Raw genomic sequence first — 24036 nt, 5'->3', positions numbered from 1 at the left:
GTCGACATGCACAAACCCGGTTATCGCCTAGCGTTGTTCGCGACCCTCCTGACCGTGGGGGTGGTGCTGTTAGGTGCCTACACCCGCCTGACACACGCTGGCCTGGGCTGTCCGGACTGGCCGGGTTGCTACGGTTTTCTCGGCGTGCCGATGAGCGAGCACAAGCAGGCCATCGCCGAAGCGCGCTTCCCCGAGGCACCGGTGGAGGTCGCCAAGGGCTGGTACGAGATGATCCACCGCTACTTCGCAGGCGCGCTCGGGCTGGTGATCCTGATCATCGCCATCCAGGCCGTGCGCCGTCGTGAGGAGCCTGCGCAACCTGTCAAACTGCCGCTGGCGATCCTGGCGCTGGTGATCCTGCAGGGCGCCTTCGGCATGTGGACGGTCACCCTGCAGCTGTGGCCGCAGGTGGTCACCGCCCACCTGCTCGGCGGCTTCGCCACTCTCAGCCTGCTGACCTTGCTCACATTGCGCCTGTCCGGGCGCTTCGCTCCGCTGCAATTGTCGGGGCGCCTGCGTGCCCTGGCGGCGGCATGCCTGCTACTGGTGATAGGGCAGATCGCGCTCGGCGGCTGGGTCAGCTCCAACTATGCCGCGGTCGCCTGTGTCGACCTGCCCACCTGCCATGGCGAATGGTGGCCGGCGATGGACTTCGGCAAGGGTTTTCACCTGACCCAGCATATCGGTCCCAATTACCTGGGTGGGCAGCTCGACAGCGATGCCCGCACCGCCATTCACATGAGCCATCGCATAGGCGCGCTGCTGGTGACGCTGGCGCTGCTGGTGCTGGCCTGGCGACTGCTCATGGCCGGGCTGTCGCGCCTGGCCGGCCTGCTGCTGCTGGCGCTGGCCGTGCAGGTCAGCCTGGGGATCAGCAACGTCATCTTCCACCTGCCGTTGCTGGTGGCGGTGGCGCATAACGCTGGCGGCGCTGCGCTGCTGCTGACGATGGTGCTGATCAACTATCGCCTGCGGAGCGCTTCTGCGACCGCTTGTAAAACATCCGATCTGGCGAACAGCCGCACGACGCTCGTTTCCAGTGGTCTGGTTCAAGGCCGGTAAATAACGAATCAGGGAGAAATGCCATGGCGACAATGCTGCGCACCCACTCCGAACGCGCCACCTGGCGCGATTATCTGGAGCTGACCAAGCCACGGGTGGTGATGCTGATGCTGATCACCTCGCTGGTCGGCATGTTCCTCGCCACCCGTGCAGGCGTACCCTGGACCGTGCTGCTGTTCGGCAACCTCGGCATCGGCCTGTGCGCAGGCGCGGCGGCTGCGGTCAATCATGTGGTGGACCGGCGCATCGACTCGATCATGGCGCGTACGCACAAGCGTCCGGTCACGGCCGGGCGCGTCTCGCCGGTCGCTGCGCTGACTTTCGCCCTGGCCCTGGCCATTGCCGGCATGAGCCTGCTGATGCTGTTCACCAACGAACTGGCCGCCTGGCTGACGCTGGCTTCACTACTTGGTTACGCAGTGATCTACACCGGCTTTCTCAAACGTGCCACGCCGCAGAACATCGTCATCGGCGGCCTGGCTGGTGCCGCGCCGCCGCTGCTGGGTTGGGTGGCAGTCACCGGCCACCTGAGTGCCGAGCCGCTGCTGCTGGTGCTGATCATCTTCGCCTGGACGCCACCGCACTTCTGGGCTCTGGCCATCCACCGCAAGGCCGAATACGCCAAGGCCGACATCCCCATGCTGCCGGTGACCCACGGTGAGCACTACACCAAGGTGCATATCCTGCTCTATACCCTGGTGATGTTCGCGGTAACCCTGCTGCCTTACGCCATCCACATGAGCGGCCCGCTGTACCTCGTCTGCGCCTTGCTGCTGGGCGGCCGCTTCCTGCACTGGGCCTGGGTGCTGTACCGTGACAGCAAACCGCACGCCGCGATCAACACCTTCAAGTACAGTATCTGGTACCTGTTCCTGCTGTTTATCGCGCTACTCGCGGACCATTACCTGCTGCTGAATATCTAGCAGGCCGTTGATAAACGTTGGCGAGGCAGTCAGCGCAAGGCAAAAACAGGCGAGGACGCGGAGTTTACGAGTTGTAAATGAGCAGTCCGAGCCTGTTTTTAACGCTGCGATGGCAACGCAGGTAGTTTTCAACGGCTTGCTGAGGGGTTTCATGACGCGTACTCATACAACGGTTTTCGTTCTTGTCGCCATCGTGGCCCTGGTGCTGGGGCTAACCGTCAACAAGGTGCTGAGCAGCAAGAGCCAGGGCGACCCGGCTGCGCTGCTCGATGCGGGTATCGTCCTGCTGCCGCAGAACCGCAGCCTGCCGGCGCTGACCCTGGTCGATCAGGACGGCAAGGAAGTCGCGGTCGATCAGCTCAAGGGCGACTGGAAGCTGCTGTTCTTCGGCTATACCTTCTGCCCGGACATCTGCCCGGCCACCCTGGCCCAGCTGCGCCAGCTGCAGACGCAATTGCCCGAGGAAACGCGCGCGCGGCTCGAGGTAGTGATGGTCAGCGTTGACCCGCACCGCGATACCCCGGAGCAGTTGAGCAAGTACCTGGGCTTCTTCAATGCGGGCTTCAAGGGCCTGACTGGCGAAGAGGAAACCCTGCAAAAGTTCGCCAACTCGGTGAGCATCCCCTACATCCCGGCCGATACCAGCAAGGAAAACTACACCGTCGATCACAGCGGCAATCTGGTCATCATCGGCCCGGATGGCACCCAGCGCGGCTTCATCCGCGCGCCGATCAACAATGCCAAGCTGGCCGAGCAACTGCCGGGGCTGGTTTCCGGTAGCTAACGGCACGCCCCTGCCTGCGTAGGGTGGATGACGCTCTTTTCATCCACCGCAGTGTGCGCCATGCCGGATCGATGAAGCCTGATCCACCCTACAAGGCGAACGGCAGCGGCAGGTCGACCTGCTGACGCTGCGCCAGGCGGCGTTGGAATTCGGCCGGATCGTGGATCAGCACTTCCTGCCCGGCGAAGGATTCGGCGGCGATCAGGCGCGACAGCCAGAAGCGCACGCAGGCCACGCGCAGCATGGCCGGCCAGAGCTCGGCTTCTGCAGCGCTGAACGGACGTAGAGCCGCGTAGGAGCCGAGCAGCGCGCGGGCGCGAGCGCCATCGAGGCTGCCGTCTTCGTGCGAGCACCAGTCGTTGAGGGTGATGGCCAGGTCGTAGAGCATCGGCCCCGAGCAGGCGTTGTAGAAGTCGATCACCCCGGCCAGATGGTTACCGTCGAACAGCGCGTTGTCGCGGAACAGGTCGGCATGCAGGTTCGCCCTTGGCAGGGCGAGGATACGAGGCTTCAACTCGGCGATCTCGGCCAGTGCATCCCGCAGCAGCGGCAAAGCCTGCTCGTCGAGCTTCAGTGCCTGGCTCGGACCTTCGGCGAGCATCCAGTCCAGCCCGCGGTCGCTGCGCCGTTCGATCGGCGCATCACGCGTGGCCAGGTGGATGCGCGCCAGCAGGCTACCCACTTCCTGGCAGTGATGGGCGTTGGCCTCGTGCACATGCTTGCCGGAAAGCCGCGGCTGCAACAGCGCCGGTTTCTCCGCCAGGCTGCGCAGTGCCTCGCCATCCTGCGTGCGCAGGGCGTAGGGAACCGGCAGACCGGCATCGTGGAGTACGTCGAGCAGTTCGATGAAGAACGGCAGGTCGGCCACCGGGCCGCGCTCCACCAGGGTCAGGACATATTCGCCCTGCTCCAGGCTGACGAAGAAGTTGCTGTTTTCGCTGCCCGCAGCAATGCCCTGGAAATCGCGCAACCGACCAAGCCCGTAGGGCGCCAGGAAGACTTCGAGCTCATGACGCTCCAGGGGGGTGAATACCGACATATCAGACCTTAATCGCTTACCAGCTAAAGATTTCCCATGATGGGATCAGCATGTCCGGATCGTCCGAACGTACGAAGTTGCCGTCGCTGCCATCGGCGCGAACGAGGAAGTAGGGCTTGCCGTTCTTCGGGATGACCTTGATGGCATAGAGGAAGCCATTGACCCGGTATTCCTGAATGGTGCGGTCGCCTTCCTGGCGGATGGTCACGTCCGGGTCGCCCGATACCGGGTCATCGGCATGCGCGGCGAGGGGAACGCAGACCAGCAGGCCGACCAGCAAAAGGCGATTCAATGTACCCATGATAACCTTGCTCCTTGATATTCACCGATGCAGCCATTCTACCGCTGCACCCGCCGAAAAGGTTGATCCCGCGCATGAGCCAAGCTCCCCTCGTTCTGGTCGACGGTTCCTCGTACCTGTACCGTGCCTTCCACGCCCTGCCGCCGCTGACCACCTCCAGGGGCATGCCCACCGGAGCGGTAAAGGGCGTGCTGAACATGCTCAAGAGCCTGCGCAAGCAGTACCCGGACAGCCCCTTTGCCGTGGTTTTCGACGCCAAGGGCGGTACCTTCCGCGACGAGCTGTTCGCCGAGTACAAGGCCAATCGCCCGTCCATGCCGGACGAGTTGCGCGTGCAGGTCGAGCCGCTGCACGCCAGCGTGCGCGCTCTGGGCCTGCCGCTGCTGTGCGTCGAGGGCGTGGAGGCCGATGACGTGATCGGCACTCTGGCCCGCAAGGCTGCCGGCGAGCGGCGTAACGTGGTGATCTCGACCGGCGACAAGGATATGGCGCAGCTGGTCTGCCCGCACGTTACGCTGGTCAACACCATGACCGGAAGCGTCTACGACATTGATGGCGTAAAAGAGAAATTCGGTGTCGGCCCTGAGCTGATCATCGATTACCTGGCGCTGATGGGCGACAAGGTCGACAACATCCCCGGCGTGCCCGGCGTCGGCGAAAAGACCGCCCTGGGCCTGCTGAACGGTGTTGGCGGCGGTCTCGACGTGCTCTACGCCAACCTGGACAAGGTGCCCGAGCTGCCGATTCGCGGCGCCAAGAGTCTGCCGGCCAAGCTCGAAGAACATCGCGAGATGGCCTATCTGTCGTATCAGCTGGCGACCATCAAGACCGACGTGCCGCTGAATATCGAGATCGACTCGCTGCATCCCGGCGAGCCGGATCAGGCCGCTCTGGTCGAGCTGTACGGCCAGCTGGAGTTCAAGAACTGGCTGGATGAACTGCTGCGCCAGAACCATGCATTGGCGGCCAAGGCCGCAGTGCCGGCCGGCGACCTGTTCGCCGAGCCTGCCGGCCCGACTGCCGAGCAAGCATCCGGGACCCCGCCGATGGGCGCGGGCGATTACGAGCTGGTGCTGGAGCAGGCACAGTTCGACGCCTGGCTGAAAAAGCTGGAGCAGGCCGAGCTGATCGCGTTCGACAGCGAAACCACCAGTATCGACGCGCAGCAGGCGCAACTGGTCGGTCTGTCCTTCGCGGTCAAGGCCGGCGAGGCCGCCTACGTGCCGTTGGCGCACAGCTATATGGGCGTGCCGCAGCAGCTCGACCGCGACGCCGTGCTCAAGGCGCTCAAACCGATACTCGAAGACCCGGCCAAGGCCAAGGTCGGCCAACACGCCAAGTACGACATCAACGTTCTGGCCAATGCCAGCACGCCGATCGCCGTGCAGGGTGTGGCCTTCGACACCATGCTCGAATCCTACGTGCTCGATTCCACCGCCACGCGCCACGACATGGACAGCCTGGCCCTTAAATACCTGGGCCACAGCACCATTCGCTTCGAGGACATCGCTGGCCGGGGCGCCAAGCAGCTGACCTTCGACCAGATCGCCTTGGAGCAGGCCGGCCCGTACGCTGCCGAGGACGCCGACGTAACCCTGCGCCTGCACCAGGAACTGTGGGGCCGACTCGAGGCGGTGCCGCCCCTGGCCAAGGTGCTGCGCGAGATCGAAATCCCGCTGGTGCCGGTGCTGGCGCGCATCGAGCGCAACGGTGCATTGGTCGATGCCAAGCTGCTGGGCGAGCAGAGCGTCGAACTGGGCGAAAAACTGGTGGAGCTTGAACGCAAGGCGTTCGAAATTGCCGGCGAGGAATTCAACCTGGCCTCACCCAAGCAGCTCGGGGTGATCCTCTACGAGAAACTTGGCTACCCGGTGATCAGCAAGACCGCCAAGGGCCAGCCTTCCACCGCCGAGGCGGTACTTGCCGAGCTGGCCGAGCAGGACTACGAGCTGCCCAAGGTGCTGATGCAGTACCGCTCCCTGAGCAAGCTCAAGAGCACCTACACCGACAAGCTACCGGAGCAGATCAACCCGCGCACCGGGCGCATCCACACCAGCTACCACCAGGCGGTGGCTGCCACTGGCCGGCTGTCGTCGAGCGACCCGAACCTGCAGAACATCCCGATCCGCACCGCCGAAGGACGGCGCATCCGCCAGGCCTTCGTCGCGCCCGAGGGCTACAAGCTGATGGCGGCGGACTACTCGCAGATCGAGCTGCGCATCATGGCTCATCTGGCCAAGGACGAAGGGCTGCTGACTGCCTTCCGCGATGATCTGGACGTGCACAAGGCTACCGCCGCCGAAGTGTTCGGCGTGGCGCTGGAGGAGGTGACCAGCGATCAGCGGCGCAAGGCCAAGGCCATCAACTTCGGCCTGATCTACGGCATGAGTGCCTTCGGTCTGGCCAAGCAGATCGACGTCGAACGCAAGGAGGCGCAGGCCTATATCGACCGTTACTTCGCCCGCTATCCCGGCGTGCTGGCCTATATGGAGCGCACCCGCGCCCAGGCCGCCGAGCAGGGGTATGTGGAAACGGTCTACGGGCGTCGCCTGTACCTGCCGGAAATTCATGCGCAGAACCAGGCCATGCGCAAGGGCGCCGAACGTGCGGCGATCAACGCGCCGATGCAGGGCACGGCGGCGGACGTCATCAAGCGCGCCATGATTGCCGTGGACGGCTGGCTGCAGGACAGTGGCATCGACGCGCGTATCATCCTGCAGGTGCACGATGAACTGGTGCTTGAGGTGCGGGAGGAACTGGTCGAAGAGGTCAGCGCCAAACTCAGGCATCTGATGAGTGGTGCCGCCGATCTGGATGTGCCGCTACTGGTGGAAGTGGGCGTTGGCACCAATTGGGACGAAGCGCACTAAGCCAGTCAGCGCCGCGGCGTATAGCCGCGGCCGCTCTGGCTTAGGGGTTTGAGGAATCAAAAGGCACTTTCTTATGGCAAATGGTTTTTAGGGCGTCGATGAACTTTCCCCAAACCCGTCCGGTCAGAGTTCATGAATGGCCGCTGAGGCCTTCATGCTCCTTTGTTGTGTTAAGTGTTGGCAGACATCTGAACCCCGCCCTAGCGGTTCAGACCTTGGACCCCGAACTTCTCCCTCCCCATACGAAGCTCGGGGTTTTTTTTGCCCAAAAAAAGCTGCCGCTAGCGGCATTCTGATGACCCTCTCCCGCTTGCGGGAGACGACTGCATGGATGCAGGAGGTAGGGCGACGCAGGACGCCAAAGCCGAGGGTGCCCGAAGGGCGGGAGAGGGCGTTTGTGATGCGCTTTCACGTCCAAACGGGCTGCTGCAGCTCCGTCGGGTGCGCCGCGCGCACCGAATACGCCCTCCGATCTCGGTGCGCATAGCGCCCCGCGACTCATTCCTCTGGGGCTGCCTCATCCTCTTCCGGCAACAGATCCAGCCAGCCGGCCAGCACCATCTGCGCTTCTTCCACGCCCATGCGCTTGGGCGCCGAGAACAACTGGATGCTGATGCCCTCGCCCCACTGCTTGCGAATGTCCTGACGCACCTTGAGCAGTGCGTTCTTCGCCGCGCCGAAGGCCAGTTTGTCGGCCTTGGTCAGCAAGATGTGCAGCGGCATGCCGCTGGCCACCGACCAGTCCAGCATCATGCAGTCGAACTCGGTCAGCGGGTGACGGATATCCATCATCAGCACCAGCCCGCACAGGCTCTCGCGACTACCCAGATAGGCTTCCAGATGCTTCTGCCAGTGCTGCTTGAGCGGGATCGGCACCTTGGCGTAGCCGTAGCCGGGAAGGTCCACCAGACGGCGTTCGTCATCCAGGCGGAAGAAGTTGAGCAGCTGCGTGCGCCCCGGCGTCTTCGAGGTACGCGCCAGGCTGGCATGGGTCAGGGTGTTCAGCGCGCTCGACTTGCCCGCGTTGGAGCGGCCGGCGAAGGCGACTTCCAGCCCACTGTCCTCGGGACACTGGTCGACCTTGGCGGCACTGATGAGGAAGCTGGCCTGCTGGCACAGACCGATGATGGGATTCTTCGGGAGCATGGAGGTATCCGGTGGTTGCCTCGACTCTGTTGAGCGGCTCGAGGGCTTGCGACATTTCCGCGCACCTGCTGCACGCCCGGGGGCGCGGCAAGCGGCGTCGTTTCCGTTTCAGCGTCGCCAGTATATAATGCCGCAGATTTTGTGTGCGCTTTGTCCCACCCGCAGGAACCCGATTGCCGGGAGCGATTACATCTCTGCTCATTAGAAAGCAGGACGCTTCCACCCTGATGAGGTTGATCTGATGAAGAAACTGCTGCTTGCAGCTGCCGTTATGACCCTGTCTTTGAACGGCTATGCTGCACAGGATCCGCAAGCTGTGTATGACCGCTCCTGTGGTGTATGCCACAACGGCCAGATTCCCACGGCGCCCAAGAAGGGCGACAAGGCCGCATGGGAACCACGTCTGGCCAAGGGCATGGATACACTGGTGCAGAGCGTCACCAATGGTTTGAATGCCATGCCGCCGCGCGGCCTGTGTATGGACTGTACGGCCGAGGATTACCAGGCGGTCATCAAACTGATGACCGAATGAGCAACCCGGCCATAGCAGGCCGTTGAAAAACCAAGCGAGGCAGCTGGTTTTTCAACAGTCTTATAACCCTTTCTCTCTTAGCCGTAATTGGATTAGCTGATGAACAAAGTACTCGTGAGTCTGCTGTTGACCCTGGGCCTCACCGGTGTGGCTCAGGCTGCTGGCGATGCCGAAGCCGGTCAGGGCAAAGTCGCTGTCTGTGGTGCCTGCCATGGCGCCGATGGCAACAGCCCTGCGCCTAACTTCCCCAAGCTGGCCGGTCAGGGCGAGCGTTACTTGCTCAAGCAGCTACACGACATCAAGTCCGGCGTTCGTCCGGTGGTCGAGATGACCGGCATGCTGGACAACCTCAGCGACCAGGACATGGCTGACATCGCGGCATACTTCGCCAGTCAGAAGATGAGCGTCGGTGCTGCCGATCCCAAGCTGGTCCAGCGCGGTGAAGCGCTGTTCCGCGGCGGCAAACTGGAAGAGGGCATGCCGGCCTGCACCGGTTGCCATTCGCCTGATGGCGCTGGCCTGGCCGCGGCAGGCTTCCCCAAACTGGGCGGCCAGCACGCTCAGTACGTGGCCAAGCAGCTGACCGATTTCCGCGAAGGCAACCGTACCAACGACGGCGACGCGATGATCATGCGCGCCATCGCCGCCAAGCTGAGCAACAAGGATATCGAAGCCGTATCCAGCTTCATCCAGGGTCTGCACTGATAGACCGCCGTTGCTTTTGGCAAGACAAAGGGTGGCTTCGGCCGCCCTTTTTCGTATGCGTCATGGCTACAATGGGCGGAACCGGCCCAGCGGTAGCGAGTCATAGTCTCGAAACGCCATCAGGGCGAAGCTTATCCAGCCAAGGAGTACCCCCATGCGTAACCTGATTCTCGGCGCCGCTCTGGCGTTCAGCAGCCTGTTCGGCCTTACTGCCCATGCCGAACCGGTCGCCGGCCAGCAGTATGTGGAGCTGAAGAGCCCGGTGCCGGTGTCCAAGCCCGGCAAGGTCGAGGTCGTTGAGCTGTTCTGGTATGGCTGCCCGCACTGCTATCAGTTCGAGGCGACGCTCAATCCCTGGGTCGAGAAGCTCCCGGATGACGTTAATTTCGTCCGTGTCCCGGCACTGTTCGGCGGCATCTGGAACGTGCACGGCCAGGCATTCATCACCCTGGAGATGATGAAGGTCGAACACAAGGTGCATGACGCCGTGTTCAACGCCATCCACCAGGAGAAGAAGAAGCTGGCTTCGGCTGAAGAGTTCGCCGACTTCGTCGCCACTCAGGGTGTGGATCGCGACGCCTTCCTCAAGACCTTCAATTCCTTCGCCGTCAAAGGCCAGATGGAAAAGGCCAAGAAACTGGCCATGGCCTACCAGATCACTGGCGTACCGGTGATGATCGTCGGCGGCAAGTATCGCTTCGACCTGGGCTCGGCTGGTGGTCCGCAGCAGACCCTCCAGGTGGCTGACCACCTGATCGCCAAGGAGCGCGAGGCGCTCTAAGCGCCCGCAGGCGCGAAGCATGTTGCGCCGCTGGCGGAAGACCCGTGCAGTTGGCCTGTGTGATCCACGGGTCAACCCGCACTGCTCGCCGCAAGCCGACTGGCCAGCCGACGGCCTTCTGCGCCTGCTCAGTTTCAACGTGCAGGTCGGCATCAATACGCAGCGTTATCATCACTATCTGACGCGCAGTTGGCAGCATCTGCTGCCTCATGCCGGGCGTGCCGGCAACCTGCAGCGCATTGGTGACCTGCTCGCCGATTTCGATCTGGTGGCGCTGCAGGAAGTCGATGGCGGCAGCCTGCGCTCGGGCTATGTCAATCAGGTCGAGTACCTGGCCCAGCAGGGCGCCTTTCCCTACTGGTACCAGCAGCTCAATCGCAATCTCGGGCGCTTTGCCCAGCACAGCAACGGCGTGCTCAGCCGCTTGCGGCCTACCCTGCTGGAAGACCATCCATTGCCCGGCCCGCCTGGGCGGGGAGCGATCTTTCTGCGCCTGGGGGAAGGCGAGCATGCGCTGGGCGTGGTGATGATGCACCTGGCGCTGGGCGCCCGCACCCGTACCCGGCAGCTGGCTTATATCCGCGAGCGGGTCAGCGAGTTTCGCCATCTGGTGCTGATGGGTGACATGAACACCCATGCCGTCGATCTGTTGGAAAACTCCCCGTTGCGTGATCTCGGCCTGCTCGCCCCGCAGGTCGAGGCGACCTTTCCCAGTTGGCGCCCGCAGCGCTGTCTCGACCACATCCTGCTCAGTTCGGAGCTGGAGCTGGGGCGTGTCGATGTACTCAGCCAGCCGATTTCCGACCACCTTCCCGTGGCCGTGGAAATCCGCTTGCCGGAAGCACAGAATGGCGCGCAAATGCCTATGCTGAAGACGCCATCTCCCGAGTAAGCCGCATGAGCGATGACGCGCAACGCTGGAAAGACAAGTACCTGAGCAGCCTGGAGCAGCAGGAGAAGCTCGAGCGCCGCTGGGAGTCGCGCCTGGATCTGCTGCGCCGTGGTTTGGTGCGCAGCAGCCTGGCTGCCGAGGGCGCGGACAAGGCCGTCGATCAGTGCATGCAGGAAATGCGCGAGATTCTTCGCCGTGACGACATCGACGCCGCCCTGAGTGGTCTGATCCCGCGGCTGGAAAAGGCCGTGCTGGATTCCGAGCATCGCCGTCAGCAGCGTGCCGGGGAGGCCGCTACGGCGCTGGCGGGTCTGATCGAGCAACTGCAACGCCTGCAGCCGCCGCGTGAGGTGCGCAAGGCGCTGAAGTCGCTTGGCAAGCAACTGCAGGAAGCCACCAGTCACCAATACCTGCTGCCCGCGCTGCTCAGTCAACTGAGCAATCTGCAAGGGCAGGCGCTGACCGTCCTGCAGACCCCGGTGCAGGAGCAGCCTGGTTTGCTGCAACGTCTGTTCGGCTCACGTGGTGAAAGCGGCGAAGAGGTCGCGCATGCTAATTCTGCACCTGCACCTGCACCTGCACCTGCACCTGCACCTGCACCTGCACCTGCACCTGACGCAGTCTCCGAGACTGAAACGCGGGCGGCGGCGGTCTCCGTGCCTGCGAGCGAGGGATTGGCAGTCGTCCCGGCGCCATCCGTGCGTCGTCAGGCCAGCGACGCTGCGTCAGTGCTCGACAGTCTGCCATTGCCACCTGGCCTGGTACCGCAGGAGGACGCCAGCGACAGTCCGTTCTCCCTGCCAGGCAGTGAGCCGGGATACAGCGCGGTAGCACCGCACATCGCCAGCAGCCTGCGCGGCCTGCTCGACGAACTGGAGTTGCCAGCACGCCATCTGCCGCAAGGCGATGCACTGCGCCAACGCCTGGACGGTAACCTCAACTGGTATGAACTGGTGCCGGTGCTGGATGATCTGGCTGTGCTGGTATTGGCGGTCACCGACAGCGGCCAGCGCGAGTTCGCCGGTTACCTCAAGCAGCTCAACGAGCGCCTTGCCGCCTTTATCGGCACCCTCAGCGAGGCGCACGAGGGCTATAACGCTTCGGTGGAAAGCACGCGCCAGTTCAACCAGCAGTTGCGCGATCAGGTCAGCGACCTGCAGAACAGCGTGCAGGAGGCAGCCGATCTGGACGCGCTCAAGCAGGCGCTGGAGCAGCGCCTGGAGGGCCTGCTGAAAAGCGTCAGCGATCACCAGCGCCAGCGCGACAGCGGTGAAGACGACGTGGCCGAACGGCTACAGGGCCTGGTCAAGCGAGTTGCTGAAATGGAGCTCGAGGCGCAGCAGTTTCGCCAGCATATCGAAGAGCAGCGGCAGAAGTCCCTGCTCGATCCGCTGACTGGCTTGCCCAACCGAGCGGCCTGGAGCGAGCGCCTTGACCTGGAAATCGCCCGACGCCAGCGCTATGGCGGTCAGTTGCTGATGGCGGTGCTGGATATCGACCACTTCAAGCGCATCAACGATGGCTATGGCCATCTGGCGGGCGATCGGGTGCTGAAGATCATTGCCGGAGAGCTGCACAAGCGCCTGCGCAAGACCGATTTCATAGCCCGCTTCGGTGGCGAGGAGTTCGTACTGCTGATTCCGGGTACGCCGCTTGAGGGTGGCGTGCAACTGCTGGAAACCCTGCGCGCTGCGGTCGAAGCCTGCCCGTTTCATTTCAAGGGCGAGCCAGTGACTGTCACCCTGTCCGCCGGTATCGCCGAGTTCCGCAGTGACGAGGCCACCGAGGCCACGTTCGAGCGCGCCGATCAGGCGCTATACCGTGCCAAGGGGGCTGGGCGAAATCGCGTCGAACAGGCCTGAGTCGGCGTAATCCAGCCCCGGCAGATCACGCCATACGTCGCGGCTTGTCTGGCTAGGAGGCAACCTCTTCGCGCTCCTTGCCGGCAGAGGAGGCGGTGCGTACCCGCGGGGCATGATCATCCTCATCCTGCAGTGGCACCTCGTTACCTTGCGCGTCATACAGCTTGCCACCAACGAAACGATCACCTTCGCGCAAGGCAGCAATGTCGCGGTAGCGCAGGCTGCGCTCGGTGCCGGCGACGAACACCGACTGCTGGTCCGAATTGCCTGTGGTGAAGTGGTTGAACAGCAGGTTGAGCAGGATCGCCATGATCGCTGCCGAGCTGATGCCCGAGTGGAAGATGGTTTCGAACCAGGCCGGAAAATGATGATAGAAGCTCGGCATGGCGATGGGGATCATGCCGAAGCCTATAGAGGTGGCGACGATCACCAGGTTCATGTTGTTGCGGTAGTCCACCTTGGCCAGGGTGCGGATGCCGCTGGCCGCGACCGTGCCGAACAGCACGATGCCGGCGCCGCCCAGTACCGAGGTCGGCACCGCGGCGATGACCCGGCCCATGATCGGCAGCAGGCCCAGGGTAACCAGCAGCAGACCGCCGGTGGCCACCACGTAGCGGCTCTTCACGCCGGTGACCGCTACCAGGCCGACGTTCTGTGCGAACGCGCTTTGGGTGAAGGAGCCGAACAGCGGCGCGACGAGACTGGCGATCATGTCTGCGCGCAGGCCGTTGCCGAGGCGTTTGGAGTCGACCTTGGTGTCGATGATGTCGCCTACGGCGAGGATGTCGGCCGAAGTTTCCACCAGGATCACCATCACCACGATCAGCATCGAGACGATCGCCGCCACCTTGAACACCGGCATACCGAAGTGCAGCGGCGCCGGGAATGCCAGCAGCGGCCCTTCGCTGACCCCGGAGAAGTCGGCCATGCCGAATGCCAGGGCGACCAGCGTGCCGATCACCATGGCCAGCAGGATCGACAGGCGCGAGAGGGTGGCGCTGCCCACTTTGCTCAATAGAAGAACGGTGGCCAGGGTGAAAGCGGCCAGGCCGATGTTGGCCATGCTACCGAAGTCTGCAGCCTGACTGTTGCCGCCCATGGCCCAGCGAGCGGCAACCGGCATCAGGGTGAGGCCGATGGTGGTGATGACGATGCCGGTCACCAGTGGCGGGAAGAATTTGGTGATCTTGGAGAAGATCGGCGTGATCAGCAGGCCGATCACCGCTGCGCCTATTACCGCACCGAACACCACCGGTAGCCCGCCCTCACCGCCATTGGCACCGACTATCGCGACAATGGTGGCGACGCTGGCGAATGACACGCCCTGCACCAGAGGCAGCTGGCAGCCGAAGAACGGCAGGCCTATGGTCTGCAGCAGAGTGGCGGCGCCGCCGACGAACAGCGAGGCCGCGATCAGCAGGCCGATATCGGCGGGCGACAGGCCGGCCGCCTGGCCGACGATCAGCGGCACGGCGACGATGCCGCCATACATGGTCAGTACGTGTTGCAGGCCGTAAAGCAGATTGGAGCCAATGCCGAGGTTCTCGTCCTCGGGGCGCTGAGCGGTGGAGGTCATGGGAAAACTACTCGCTGTTGTTCTTGTGCGGTCAATGTAGACATTTTGTAGCTATCTTGGCTACCACTTTGTATACATTTATCCTTGCGGTTGTTTTCATGAAGGCTGCTGCGTTTTCGGTCATGAAATGCCGCCCCCATGAAAATGCGAAGGCCGCAATCCTCCACGCCGACTCGCGAGATGCCCCCCGCAGGCCCTAGACTATGCGCATCTGTCAGCGGAGTTACCCATGGACATCTTCAGCATCGCCGTGCTGATCTTTCTGGTCACCGATCCTTTCGGCAATATCGCCATCTACATCGCCGCACTGAAGAACGTCGAGCCCCGCCGACGCCTGTGGATCGCTGCGCGCGAACTGCTGTTTGCCCTCGGCCTGCTGCTGCTGTTCCTCACCTTTGGTGACAAATTCCTTACGGGGCTCGGACTGTCGCGCGAGGCAACGGCCATTGCCGGAGGTATCATCCTGTTCGTCATCGCCATGCGCCTGATCTTCCCGAGCCCGCAGGGCCTGCTCGGCGACGTGCCGGACGGCGAACCGATGCTGGTGCCCCTGGCCACGCCCGCGGTAGCCGGGCCCTCGGCCCTCGCCGTGCTGATGACCTTGCGCAACACCCACACCGGGCCGCTCTGGGAGCTTTACCTGGCCTTGATCCTGGCCTGGGCGGCGACGGCATTCATCCTGTTGCAGGCTTCGTTCCTGCAGCGGTTTCTCGGTAATCGCGGGTTGATGGCGGTGGAACGTCTGATGGGCATGCTGTTGATCATGCTCAGCGTCGATATGCTGCTGGACAACCTGCAAAGCGTATTCGGTCACGCATGAAGTCTCTTTGCCTTGCCCTCGTTCTTGTTCTGCTCGCCGGCTGTGCCGGCGGTCTGCGTATCGACGACAGCCATACCGCGACTGGCCAGAACAGCCGCGTACAGTACGTCGTGCTGCACTACACCTCCGCCGACCTTGAGCGCTCGCTGCATCTGCTGACGCAGACCGAGGTGAGCAGTCACTACCTGATCGGAGATGCGCCGCCGGCCGTCTACCGACTGGTGGACGAGAACCGCCGTGCCTGGCACGTCGGCGTCAGCGAGTGGAAGGGTCGCACCTGGCTCAACAGCACGACTATCGGCATCGAACTGGTCAACCAGGGGTACTACCAGACCCCAGCTGGTCGCTACTGGCAGCCCTTCGCCCCGCAGCAGATCGATACCCTGATCGTGCTGCTCAAGGACATCGTCAAGCGTCACCAGCTACCGCTGGGCTCGATCATCGCGCACAGCGACGTGGCGCCGCAGCGCAAGGTCGATCCGGGCCCGTTGTTCCCCTGGAAGCGCCTGGCCGACGAGGGCCTGGTGCCGTGGCCGAACGAAGACGCGGTGGCGCGTCAGCAGGTGCTGTTCAGCACCAGCCTGCCCAGCGTGCAGTGGTTCCAGGAGCAGTTGGCGCAGCACGGTTACACGGTGCCACAGCATGGCGAGCTGGACGAAGCGACGCGCAATGTCATCGCCGCCTTCCAGATGAAGTACCGTCCGGCCAACTACGACGGCCAGCCGGACGCGGAAACCGCAGCGCGCCTGCTGGTACTCAACCTGCAGGCATCAGGCTAGAGCTTCTCAGCAGGTGTCGTAGCGATCAGCCGCGAGTCCTCCAACGCTGCACTGCGATGAACGGTAGCCGCTTGGTATTCAGGGTCGGCGAGCATGTTCAGAAAGGCTGCGGAGGATGGATAGCGCACCAGAAGAAGCAGGTCCCAGCGTTCTTCCTTCGGCGCGATCAACGCCAGGTGAACGTCAGCCATAACCTGTACTTCGCCGCCCACGCCCTGAACTTTGGCCAGCGCGGTGCGGCTGTAGCGCGCATAGGCTTCGCGCCCACTGCAAGGCGCAAAGGGGCTGTCTGCGTCATACGCTGCATGACTGCTGAAGCGGAGCAGATTGAGCATCAGAATCGGTGTGTCGCTTGGCATGCGTTCGGCAAACGCCTGCACATCCGCGCTGCTGGGATTGATGCTGGGCATGCGTGTTCCTCGCCTGTTTTTTTCAGCCTCCCGCGTGAAACCGAATACCGCAAGCGCTATCGATCCGCCTGATAGGCAGCCATCTGTCCGGCGTGCTGCGGCTTGCGCAGGGTATTGCCGGGACAGTGCGCTGATCAGCGCAGGCCGGAATTGAAGTCCCGCGCGTCGCGCGCCCAGACATCCAGCACTGGCCGAAGGTCATCCAGGGTCAGCTGGGTGCTGCTGTTTTCCAGCGTCAGGCCATGGCCCTTGCGTACCACTCGCAGCACGGGCTCGCTGGTGCGGGCATCCAGCGCTTCCAGCTCGATGAAGATTTCGCTGTCGCGATCACGGGTGCCCGCTGCGGTGCTGGCCGCGGCAATCACCAGGGCCACGGGGATAACCTCGTAGGCCTTGATCCCTTCAGTCGAAACGTTCACCCCGGTGATTGCGCTGCGCAGCACCAGGCTGTCCATGCTGGGTGTGTCGACCAGTGTCAGGCGCCCGTTCTTCAGCTCGCGCAGCAGTGCCTGGTGCAGGTAGCTGCGCACCTGTTCCAGAGTCTGCGCGCTGACCTGGTCACTGGGTACGGGCTCGGGGTAGAAACTCGGTTTTTCGACATAGACCGAGGTGTAGCGCTCGCTGCTGAACTGTGGCGAAATCCAGCGCAGCACCGGTGCTCCGGTGGCCGAGGTGGCAGGTTGCAGCTGCGAGTAGTCAGCGAGAAAGCCGGAGAATTGCGTGGGTTGGGTTGTCTGGCTGGCGCAGCCGGTGAGCAGCAAGCCAGCAAGAACACCGAGACGAAGCGGCGTGAGGTAACGCATCGGCGGACTCTCCTGTCCAGTGGTCTGAAACCAGACTAGATGCCGCTCCGTTAGTCCGCCAGTTCGCCCAGTCGCTGTGCCAGCTTTCTGAAATCGTAGGGCTTGACGATACTGTCGGTGGCTGCGGCGCTGTCGCGCGCGCGCACCTCTTCGAGCAGTTCGCGTTCGTTGTAACCACTGGCGAACAGCACCGGCAAGGTCGGCCGCAGCCGGCGTGCAGCTTCCACCAGCTCGCGCCCGTTCATGCCGGGCAGGCCGATATCGGTCATCAACAGATCGACCTGTTGCCCGCTACCCAACAGCTCGAGCGCGCTGGGGCCGTCGCGCAGGGCATACACGCGATAGCCGAATTCGCCAAGCACCTCCGCGGTGAGCTCGCGTACGACATCATCGTCCTCGACCAGTACGATGGTCTTGACACTGGCGCAATCGGTTTCGGTCATGAAGATCTCTGTTTTAGCGCGCAGAATGCGCAAATGTTTGGCAAACTTCGGAGTCTGCTCACAGTCAGTGTGCCACACGCCTTCACCCGATAGATAAGAAGAAGCGAGACAATCATCGAATGGACGCCCCAATGTCGAATGAGTCCGCAATGGACGAAAGAGGTTTTCGCCGCATTCTCAATCGTAACGTTGGGCTGCCGCTCGGCCTTGGTGTGGTCGGCGCCCTGTTCTTCGCGCTGCTGATTGGCTATTTGCTCGACGTGATCCGCTGGGTGGAGCATACCGACCAGGTCCTCAACCGGGCCAGCGAGGTATACAGGCTGACCCTGGACCAGGAAACCGGCATGCGCGGCTTCCTGCTCAGTGGTGACGAGGACTACCTTGCGCCCTACGAACAGGCGCGCGGCAAGTTTCGTCCGCTGACCGAACAGCTCATCGGCATGGTGGCGGACAACCCGCCGCAGGTACAGCGGCTCGAACGCCTGCTGGCGTTGCAGGAGCAGTGGGATCTGTTCGCCCAGGAGGTCATCGGCAGCCGTCGCGATGGCGGCAATTTCCTGGCCGAGGTGGCACGAGGGCGCGGCAAGAACCTCACCGATGGTATGCGTCGCGAACTCGATACCTTCATCAACAGCGAGCGTGAGCTGCGTCAGCAGCGTAATAACACTGTCAGCAATACCACGCTCTGGGGCGCCGGCATCTACCTGGTGGTGAGCATCCTGTTCAGCGCCGTGCTGGCGCTGTTCGGTCGTCGTGAGCTGATGAACCTCTCGCAGACCTATTCCCAGGCCATGGCCAGGCAGGCGGACTACGCCGAGGAGCAGAGGCGTCGTGCCTGGCTCGGCGGTGGTCAGACGCTGTTGTCCGAGCGTTTGCTCGGCCAGCCACAGGTGCAGGAGCTGGCTGATCGTTCGCTCGAGTTTCTGGCCGAGTATCTCAACTGCGTGGTTGCTGCCCTGTACCTGCGCGATGGTCAGACCGGTGATCTGAGACGCATTGCCGGCTATGGCTTCAGCAGGGATGCCAACCTCAGGGAGCAGTTCTATAACGGTGAAGGCCTGGTTGGGCAAGCTGCCCGTGGCCGCCGTCTGGTTTGCCTGGATGACCTGCCGGCAGACTACATCAAGGTCGCTTCGAGTCTCGGCGAAGGCCAGCCGGTCAGCGTCGCCCTGGTACCGCTGCAGTCCGAAGATCGCGTCAACGGCGTGATCGAGCTGGCCTTCATGCGTGCGCTCGAGCCACGCGAACGCGAGTTCCTCGAAGCCATCGCCGGCAGTGTCGGCATGGCGCTGGAAGCTGCGCGTTATCGCCAGCGCCTGCAAGAGGTGCTCGGTCAGACCCAGCAACTCAACGAGGAACTGCAGACCCAGCAGGAGGAACTGCGCGCCGCCAATGAGGAACTGGAGCAGCAGGCGCGGGTGCTCAAGGAGTCCCAGGCCCACCTGGAGACACAGCAGGCCGAGCTGGAGCAGACCAACGAAAAACTCTCCGAGCAGGCGCAGACCCTGGCTGATCAGCGCGACGAGCTGGATCAGCGCAATACCACGCTTGGCCGCATCCAGGCGCAGCTGGAGGAGCGCGCCGAAGAACTGCAACGCGCCAGCCGCTACAAATCCGAATTCCTCGCCAACATGAGCCATGAGTTGCGCACGCCGCTGAACAGCTCGCTGATCCTGGCCAAGCTGCTGGCGGAGAACGGCAAAGGCAATCTCGACGACGAACAGGTCAAGTTCGCCGAATCGATCTATTCGGCCGGTAACGATCTGCTCAACCTGATCAATGACATCCTCGACATCGCCAAGGTCGAGGCCGGCAAGCTCGAGGTGCGTCCCGAGCGCACGCCATTGGCAGGGATGCTGGAAAGTCTTCGGGATGTGTTCGCGCCGTTGGCCGGTGAGCGCGGCCTGAGCTTCCAGATCGAACAGCAGGGCGAGTTGCCGCAGGTGCTGTTCACCGATCGCCAGCGTGCCGAACAGATTCTGCGCAACCTGCTGTCCAATGCCTTCAAGTTCACCGACCGTGGCGGCGTGACTCTCAGTGTCTCGCGTCAGGATGATCACCATCTGGCCTTCGCCGTGCGTGACACCGGCATCGGTATCGCTGCGGACCAGCAACAGGCGATCTTCGAGGCCTTCCGCCAGGCGGACGGCACCACCAATCGCCGCTATGGCGGTACCGGTCTGGGGTTGTCCATTTCACGTGATCTGGCCGGGCTGCTTGGCGGCTCCATCTCCGTCAGCAGTGTGCCCGGTGAGGGAAGTACCTTCACCCTGTTGCTGCCCGAGCGGATGGTCGAAGGTGCCGTCCAGGGCAAGCCGGTGGCCCCGCGGGTCGTGGCGCCGCTAGCGGAACCAGCCGCCCCTGTCGTTCCAGCCGCTCCAGCCGCTCCAGCCGCTCCAGCCGCTCCGGCGGCTCCGGCGATGCCGCGTGCACCGGCGCCTTTCGCCGACGATCGCGAACAGCTCGACGAGCGCGGCGGTCGCCGTGTGCTGGTGGTCGAGGATGAAGTCCGTTTCGCCCGCATCCTCTTCGATCTGGCCCACGAACTGGGCTACGCCTGCCTGGTTGCCACCTGTGCCGACGAAGGCCTGGAGCTGGCGCAGCAGTATCGCCCGGATGCCATCCTGCTCGACATGCGTCTGCCTGATGGCTCCGGCCTCAGCGTGCTGCAGCGTCTGAAAGACGATGCGCAGACCCGCCATATTCCTGTTCATGTCGTCTCGGTCGAGGATCAGAGCGAGGCCGCCCTGCATCTGGGCGCAGTTGGCTATGCCCTCAAGCCCACCAGTCGTGACCAGCTCAAGGAGGTGTTCGGCAAGCTGGAGGCCAAGCTCAACCAGCAGGTCAAACGCGTATTGCTGGTCGAGGATGATCCGCTGCAGCGCGACAGCGTTGCCCGCCTGATCGGCGACGAAGACATCGAGATCACCGCCGTTGCCCTGGCTGGCGAAGCGCTGGAAAAACTGCGCAACACGGTGTTCGATTGCATGATCATCGACCTCAAGCTGCCCGACATGCTCGGCAACGAACTGCTGCGGCGCATGGCCGAGGAGGACATCTGCTCCTTCCCGCCGGTTATCGTGTATACCGGGCGCAACCTGACCCGCGACGAAGAGGCTGAACTGCTCAAGTACTCGCGTTCGATCATCATCAAGGGTGCCCGCTCGCCGGAGCGGCTGCTGGATGAAGTTACCCTGTTCCTGCACAAGGTCGAGGCCGAGCTGTCCAGCGAACATCAGCGCATGCTCAAGACCGCGCGCAGTCGCGACAAGCTGTTCGAGGGCCGGCGCCTGCTGCTGGTGGATGATGATGTGCGCAATATCTTCGCCCTCTCCAGCGCGCTGGAACAGAAGGGGGCTGCGGTGGTGGTCGCGCGCAACGGCATCGAGGCGCTGGCCAAGCTGCGTGAGCACGCGGATATCGACCTGGTGCTGATGGACGTGATGATGCCCGAGATGGATGGCTACGAGGCCACCCGACAGATTCGTCTGGAAGATCGCTGGAAGAACCTGCCGATCATCGCCGTGACGGCCAAGGCGATGAAGGATGATCAGGAGCGCTGCCGCGAGGCCGGTGCCAACGACTACCTGGCCAAGCCCATCGATCTGGATCGTCTGTTCTCCCTGATTCGCGTGTGGATGCCCAAGCTGGAGCGCCTGTGATGCCTGACGAGATCGAGCTGCGCCTGCTGATCGAGGCGATCTACCTGCGTTACAGCTACGACTTTCGCGACTATTCCAAGGCGTCGCTCAAACGGCGCGTGCGCCAGGCGCAGGCGCAGCTGGAGTGTCCGACCATCTCGGCGCTGCAGGAGCGCATCCTGCATGAACCGCAGGCCTTCATGCAGCTGTTGCAGTATCTCACCATCCCGGTCAGCGAGATGTTTCGCGACCCCAGCTATTTCCTCGCGTTGCGCGAGCAGGTGGTGCCGCTGCTGCACACCTATCCTTCGCTGAAGATCTGGGTAGCCGGCTGCAGCACTGGGGAGGAGGTGTATTCCCTGGCCATCCTTCTGCATGAGGAAGGTTTGCTGGAGCGTGCCATGATCTATGCCACCGATATCAACCCGCATTCGCTGGAGAAGGCTGAACAGGGCGTCTTCGCCCTCGACAATCTGCGCACCTACACCCAGAACTACCAGTTGTCCGGCGGCAAGCGGGCGTTTTCCGACTACTACTCGGCGGCCTATGACCGTGTGCTGTTCGACAAGTCGCTGCGAGCCAATGTGACCTTCGCCGACCACAGCCTGGCCACCGACAGCGTGTTCGCCGAAACCCACCTGGTGTCGTGCCGCAACGTGCTGATCTATTTCAATCGCGACCTGCAGGATCGTGCCCTCGGCCTGTTCCATGAATCGCTCTGTCACCGTGGCTTTCTCGGCCTGGGCAGCAAGGAAAGCCTGGATTTCTCCGCCTATGCCCGACAATTCGAAGCAGTGTCGCGGCCCGAGCGGATTTTCCGCAAGCGATGAGCAGCCAACGGATCAACCTCCGCGGCCAGGTTCGTGCGCCGCTGCAGGCGCTGTTGATCGGCGCCTCGGCCGGCGGGGTGGAAGCCCTGTTGAGCCTGCTCGAAGACCTGCCTGCGGACTACCGGCTGCCTGTGGTGTGCCTGCTGCATCAGCCGGATCGCAACGACAGCCTGCTCGCCGATCTGCTCGCGCGGCGCCTGAAGCTGCCGACCAAGGAAGCCGAGGACAAGGAATACCTGCGTGGCGGCGTGGTTTACGTAGCGCCCGCAGGTTACCACCTGTCCATCGAAACCGAGCGCAGCTTTTCCCTCAGCCGTGAGGAGCCGAGGCACTTTTCCCGGCCGTCGATCGACATCCTCTTCGAGTCCGCTGCCGATGCCTACGGCGAGCAGCTGGCCGCCGCGCTGCTGACCGGCGCCAACGAGGACGGCGCCGCCGGTCTGCTGGCCGTTCAGCAAGCCGGTGGTCTGACGCTGGTACAGGAACCGGCCGACGCGCTGGTACCCACCATGCCGAATGCCGCGCTGGCGTTACTCAAACCGGATTTTCTCCTGTCTATCAATGCCATGCGCCTGCTGCTGGCTGAACTGGATACCCTGCCATGCTGAGGAAGACTGAAGCCAAGGTGCTGATCGTCGACGATCTGCCGGAAAACCTGCTGGCTCTGCGTTCGCTGATCCAGAGCGAGGATCGAACCGTGTTCCAGGCCAGCAGCGCCGACGAGGCGTTGTCGCTGCTGCTTGAAAACGAATTCGCCCTGGCCATTCTCGATGTGAAGATGCCGGGCATGAACGGCTTCGAGCTGGCCGAGCTGATGCGCGGCACGGAGAAGACCAAGCACATCCCGATCATCTTCGTCAGTGCGGTGGGGCGCGACATGGACTACGCCTTCCGGGGTTACGAAAGTGGCGCGGTGGACTTCCTGCACAAGCCGCTGTCACCCTTCGAAGTGCGCAGCAAGGTGTCGATGTTCGTCGAGCTGTATCGCCACCGCAAAGCCCTGAGCATGCAGTTGGAAGTGGTCGAGGCCGCGCGCCGTGAACAGGAAGCACTGCTCGCCGAGCTGCGCGAGACCCAGGCCGAGCTGCAGAAAGCGGTGCAGATGCGCGACGTGTTCATGTCCATCGCCTCTCATGAGCTGCGCACGCCGCTCAACGGTCTTATCCTCGACGTGCAACTGCGCCGTTTACGCCTGGATCAGGGGCGCATGGATGCCTTCACTGCCGACAAGCTGCAGGAGATGATCGCGCGTGACGAGCGACAGATCCGCAGCCTCAGTCGCTTGATCGATGACATGCTGGATGTTTCGCGCATTCGCACGGGCAAGCTTTCCGTGCGCCCGGAACCGGGCGATCTCGGCGTACTGGCAGGCAGCGTAGTGGAGGGATTGGCTCCGCAGTTCGCCAGCGCCGGCAGCCATATCGAGCTGCAGGTGGAAGGGCCGGCGCCGGTGATGATGGACGAATTCCGCATCGAGCAGGTGCTGGCCAACCTGCTGACCAACGCCCTGCGCTACGGGGAAGGCAAACCGGTATCGGTGCGAGTCAGGGTAGAGGGCGAGCTGGTTCGTGCAGAGGTGCGTGACCAGGGCCTGGGCATTTCAGAGGCGGATCAGCGGCGGGTCTTCGAGCAATTCGAGCGTGCCTCAGACACCAGCGTCGGCCAGGGGCTGGGCCTCGGCCTGTTTATCAGCGAGCAGATTGTCCAGGCCCATGGCGGCCGCATCGAGCTCTGCAGCCGCCTTGGTGAGGGCTCCTGTTTCAGCATCGTGCTGCCTCGGCGCAGCTGATCGTGCAAATTGCACGTGTCGGAAATCATGCATCTTGCAAAGTGCATT

General features: G+C 63.1%; 22 protein-coding genes. 15 read left to right on the top strand and 7 right to left on the bottom strand.

Annotated elements, in window-relative coordinates; all coding sequences use genetic code 11:
* Positions 1–6 precede the first annotated feature (6 nt).
* From GYB81_RS06585 to GYB81_RS06575, 3 genes are all read left to right on the top strand, one after another.
* Entirely contained in the window at positions 7–1062 is a 1056-nt protein-coding gene (locus GYB81_RS06585; protein ID WP_161864138.1) for a COX15/CtaA family protein, read from the top strand.
* 23 nt (positions 1063–1085) lie between these two features.
* Positions 1086–1985 carry a heme o synthase gene (cyoE, locus tag GYB81_RS06580; RefSeq protein WP_161864137.1) on the top strand — a complete coding sequence of 300 codons (900 nt, stop codon included), beginning with the start codon at positions 1086–1088 and terminating at the stop codon, positions 1983–1985.
* A 151-nt stretch (positions 1986–2136) separates the two neighbouring features.
* Complete coding sequence (locus GYB81_RS06575) at positions 2137–2769, top strand: SCO family protein (protein WP_161864136.1); 633 nt, start codon at positions 2137–2139, stop codon at positions 2767–2769.
* Positions 2770–2857: 88 nt separating this feature from the next.
* On the opposite strand, the gene GYB81_RS06570 is transcribed toward GYB81_RS06575, so the two are convergent.
* Positions 2858–3808 carry a homoserine kinase gene (locus tag GYB81_RS06570; protein ID WP_161864135.1) on the bottom strand — a complete coding sequence of 317 codons (951 nt, stop codon included), beginning with the start codon at positions 3806–3808 and terminating at the stop codon, positions 2858–2860.
* Between the two features lie 16 nt (positions 3809–3824).
* The gene (locus GYB81_RS06565) at positions 3825–4109 is read right to left on the bottom strand and encodes a DUF2782 domain-containing protein (protein ID WP_161864134.1); all 285 of its coding nucleotides are present in this window, start codon (positions 4107–4109) and stop codon (positions 3825–3827) included.
* 74 nt (positions 4110–4183) lie between these two features.
* Here GYB81_RS06565 and polA point away from each other — a divergent pair, with 74 nt between their 5' ends.
* A complete protein-coding gene (gene polA / locus GYB81_RS06560; RefSeq protein ID WP_161864133.1) occupies positions 4184–6979 on the top strand; it encodes a DNA polymerase I in 2796 nt (931 codons plus the stop codon).
* A 498-nt stretch (positions 6980–7477) separates the two neighbouring features.
* On the opposite strand, the gene yihA is transcribed toward polA, so the two are convergent.
* Positions 7478–8125 (bottom strand): ribosome biogenesis GTP-binding protein YihA/YsxC, encoded by a 648-nt coding sequence (gene yihA, locus GYB81_RS06555; RefSeq protein WP_161864132.1) that lies wholly within the window; start codon positions 8123–8125, stop codon positions 7478–7480.
* Positions 8126–8366: 241 nt separating this feature from the next.
* Between yihA and GYB81_RS06550 the strand changes: the two genes are divergently transcribed.
* The 5 genes from GYB81_RS06550 to GYB81_RS06530 all read left to right on the top strand — a co-directional run bounded on the left by GYB81_RS06550 (position 8367) and on the right by GYB81_RS06530 (position 12897).
* Positions 8367–8657: a c-type cytochrome gene (locus GYB81_RS06550; protein ID WP_161864131.1), complete on the top strand. Its 291-nt coding sequence runs from the start codon at positions 8367–8369 to the stop codon at positions 8655–8657.
* A 99-nt stretch (positions 8658–8756) separates the two neighbouring features.
* Positions 8757–9362: a c-type cytochrome gene (locus tag GYB81_RS06545; protein ID WP_161864130.1), complete on the top strand. Its 606-nt coding sequence runs from the start codon at positions 8757–8759 to the stop codon at positions 9360–9362.
* A 154-nt stretch (positions 9363–9516) separates the two neighbouring features.
* Positions 9517–10143, top strand: coding sequence for a thiol:disulfide interchange protein DsbA/DsbL (locus GYB81_RS06540; RefSeq protein ID WP_024306270.1), 627 nt, complete (start codon positions 9517–9519; stop codon positions 10141–10143).
* A 19-nt stretch (positions 10144–10162) separates the two neighbouring features.
* Positions 10163–11035, top strand: coding sequence for an endonuclease/exonuclease/phosphatase family protein (locus tag GYB81_RS06535; RefSeq protein WP_161864129.1), 873 nt, complete (start codon positions 10163–10165; stop codon positions 11033–11035).
* A 5-nt stretch (positions 11036–11040) separates the two neighbouring features.
* Entirely contained in the window at positions 11041–12897 is a 1857-nt protein-coding gene (locus GYB81_RS06530) for a GGDEF domain-containing protein (RefSeq protein ID WP_161897757.1), read from the top strand.
* A gap of 52 nt (positions 12898–12949) precedes the next feature.
* On the opposite strand, the gene GYB81_RS06525 is transcribed toward GYB81_RS06530, so the two are convergent.
* Positions 12950–14473 (bottom strand): nucleobase:cation symporter-2 family protein, encoded by a 1524-nt coding sequence (locus GYB81_RS06525; RefSeq protein ID WP_161864127.1) that lies wholly within the window; start codon positions 14471–14473, stop codon positions 12950–12952.
* Between the two features lie 229 nt (positions 14474–14702).
* Here GYB81_RS06525 and GYB81_RS06520 point away from each other — a divergent pair, with 229 nt between their 5' ends.
* Together GYB81_RS06520 and GYB81_RS06515 are read left to right on the top strand one after the other, a co-directional pair.
* Positions 14703–15293 carry a MarC family protein gene (locus GYB81_RS06520; protein WP_161864126.1) on the top strand — a complete coding sequence of 197 codons (591 nt, stop codon included), beginning with the start codon at positions 14703–14705 and terminating at the stop codon, positions 15291–15293.
* Entirely contained in the window at positions 15290–16072 is a 783-nt protein-coding gene (locus GYB81_RS06515) for an N-acetylmuramoyl-L-alanine amidase (RefSeq protein WP_161864125.1), read from the top strand. Before GYB81_RS06520 ends, GYB81_RS06515 begins: the two co-directional genes overlap by 4 nt.
* Here the strand turns inward: GYB81_RS06515 and GYB81_RS06510 are convergent.
* The 3 genes from GYB81_RS06510 to GYB81_RS06500 all read right to left on the bottom strand — a co-directional run bounded on the left by GYB81_RS06510 (position 16069) and on the right by GYB81_RS06500 (position 17728).
* Positions 16069–16482, bottom strand: coding sequence for a DUF1330 domain-containing protein (locus GYB81_RS06510; protein WP_161864124.1), 414 nt, complete (start codon positions 16480–16482; stop codon positions 16069–16071). The two genes, GYB81_RS06515 and GYB81_RS06510, sit on opposite strands and share 4 nt — an antisense overlap.
* 134 nt (positions 16483–16616) lie before the next feature.
* Positions 16617–17285 carry a DUF3313 domain-containing protein gene (locus GYB81_RS06505; RefSeq protein ID WP_161864123.1) on the bottom strand — a complete coding sequence of 223 codons (669 nt, stop codon included), beginning with the start codon at positions 17283–17285 and terminating at the stop codon, positions 16617–16619.
* Between the two features lie 50 nt (positions 17286–17335).
* Positions 17336–17728: a response regulator gene (locus GYB81_RS06500; RefSeq protein ID WP_161864122.1), complete on the bottom strand. Its 393-nt coding sequence runs from the start codon at positions 17726–17728 to the stop codon at positions 17336–17338.
* A gap of 131 nt (positions 17729–17859) precedes the next feature.
* On the opposite strand from GYB81_RS06500, the gene GYB81_RS06495 reads away from it, so the two are divergent.
* Genes GYB81_RS06495 through GYB81_RS06480 form a run of 4 tightly spaced genes read left to right on the top strand, consistent with a single transcriptional unit; the run spans position 17860 to position 23988 of the window.
* Entirely contained in the window at positions 17860–21390 is a 3531-nt protein-coding gene (locus GYB81_RS06495; protein WP_161864121.1) for a response regulator, read from the top strand.
* Entirely contained in the window at positions 21390–22199 is an 810-nt protein-coding gene (locus tag GYB81_RS06490) for a CheR family methyltransferase (RefSeq protein WP_161864120.1), read from the top strand. Before GYB81_RS06495 ends, GYB81_RS06490 begins: the two co-directional genes overlap by 1 nt.
* On the top strand, positions 22196–22807 hold the full coding sequence (locus tag GYB81_RS06485; RefSeq protein ID WP_161864119.1) for a chemotaxis protein CheB: 612 nt from the start codon (positions 22196–22198) through the stop codon (positions 22805–22807). Before GYB81_RS06490 ends, GYB81_RS06485 begins: the two co-directional genes overlap by 4 nt.
* A complete protein-coding gene (locus GYB81_RS06480; protein ID WP_161864118.1) occupies positions 22801–23988 on the top strand; it encodes a hybrid sensor histidine kinase/response regulator in 1188 nt (395 codons plus the stop codon). Before GYB81_RS06485 ends, GYB81_RS06480 begins: the two co-directional genes overlap by 7 nt.
* Positions 23989–24036: the final 48 nt, after the last annotated feature.

Source organism: Pseudomonas yangonensis, assembly GCF_009932725.1.
Classification (GTDB): domain Bacteria; phylum Pseudomonadota; class Gammaproteobacteria; order Pseudomonadales; family Pseudomonadaceae; genus Aquipseudomonas; species Aquipseudomonas yangonensis.
Note: the sequence above shows the minus strand (reverse complement) of the source record. Positions and strands in the feature narration are given on the sequence as shown.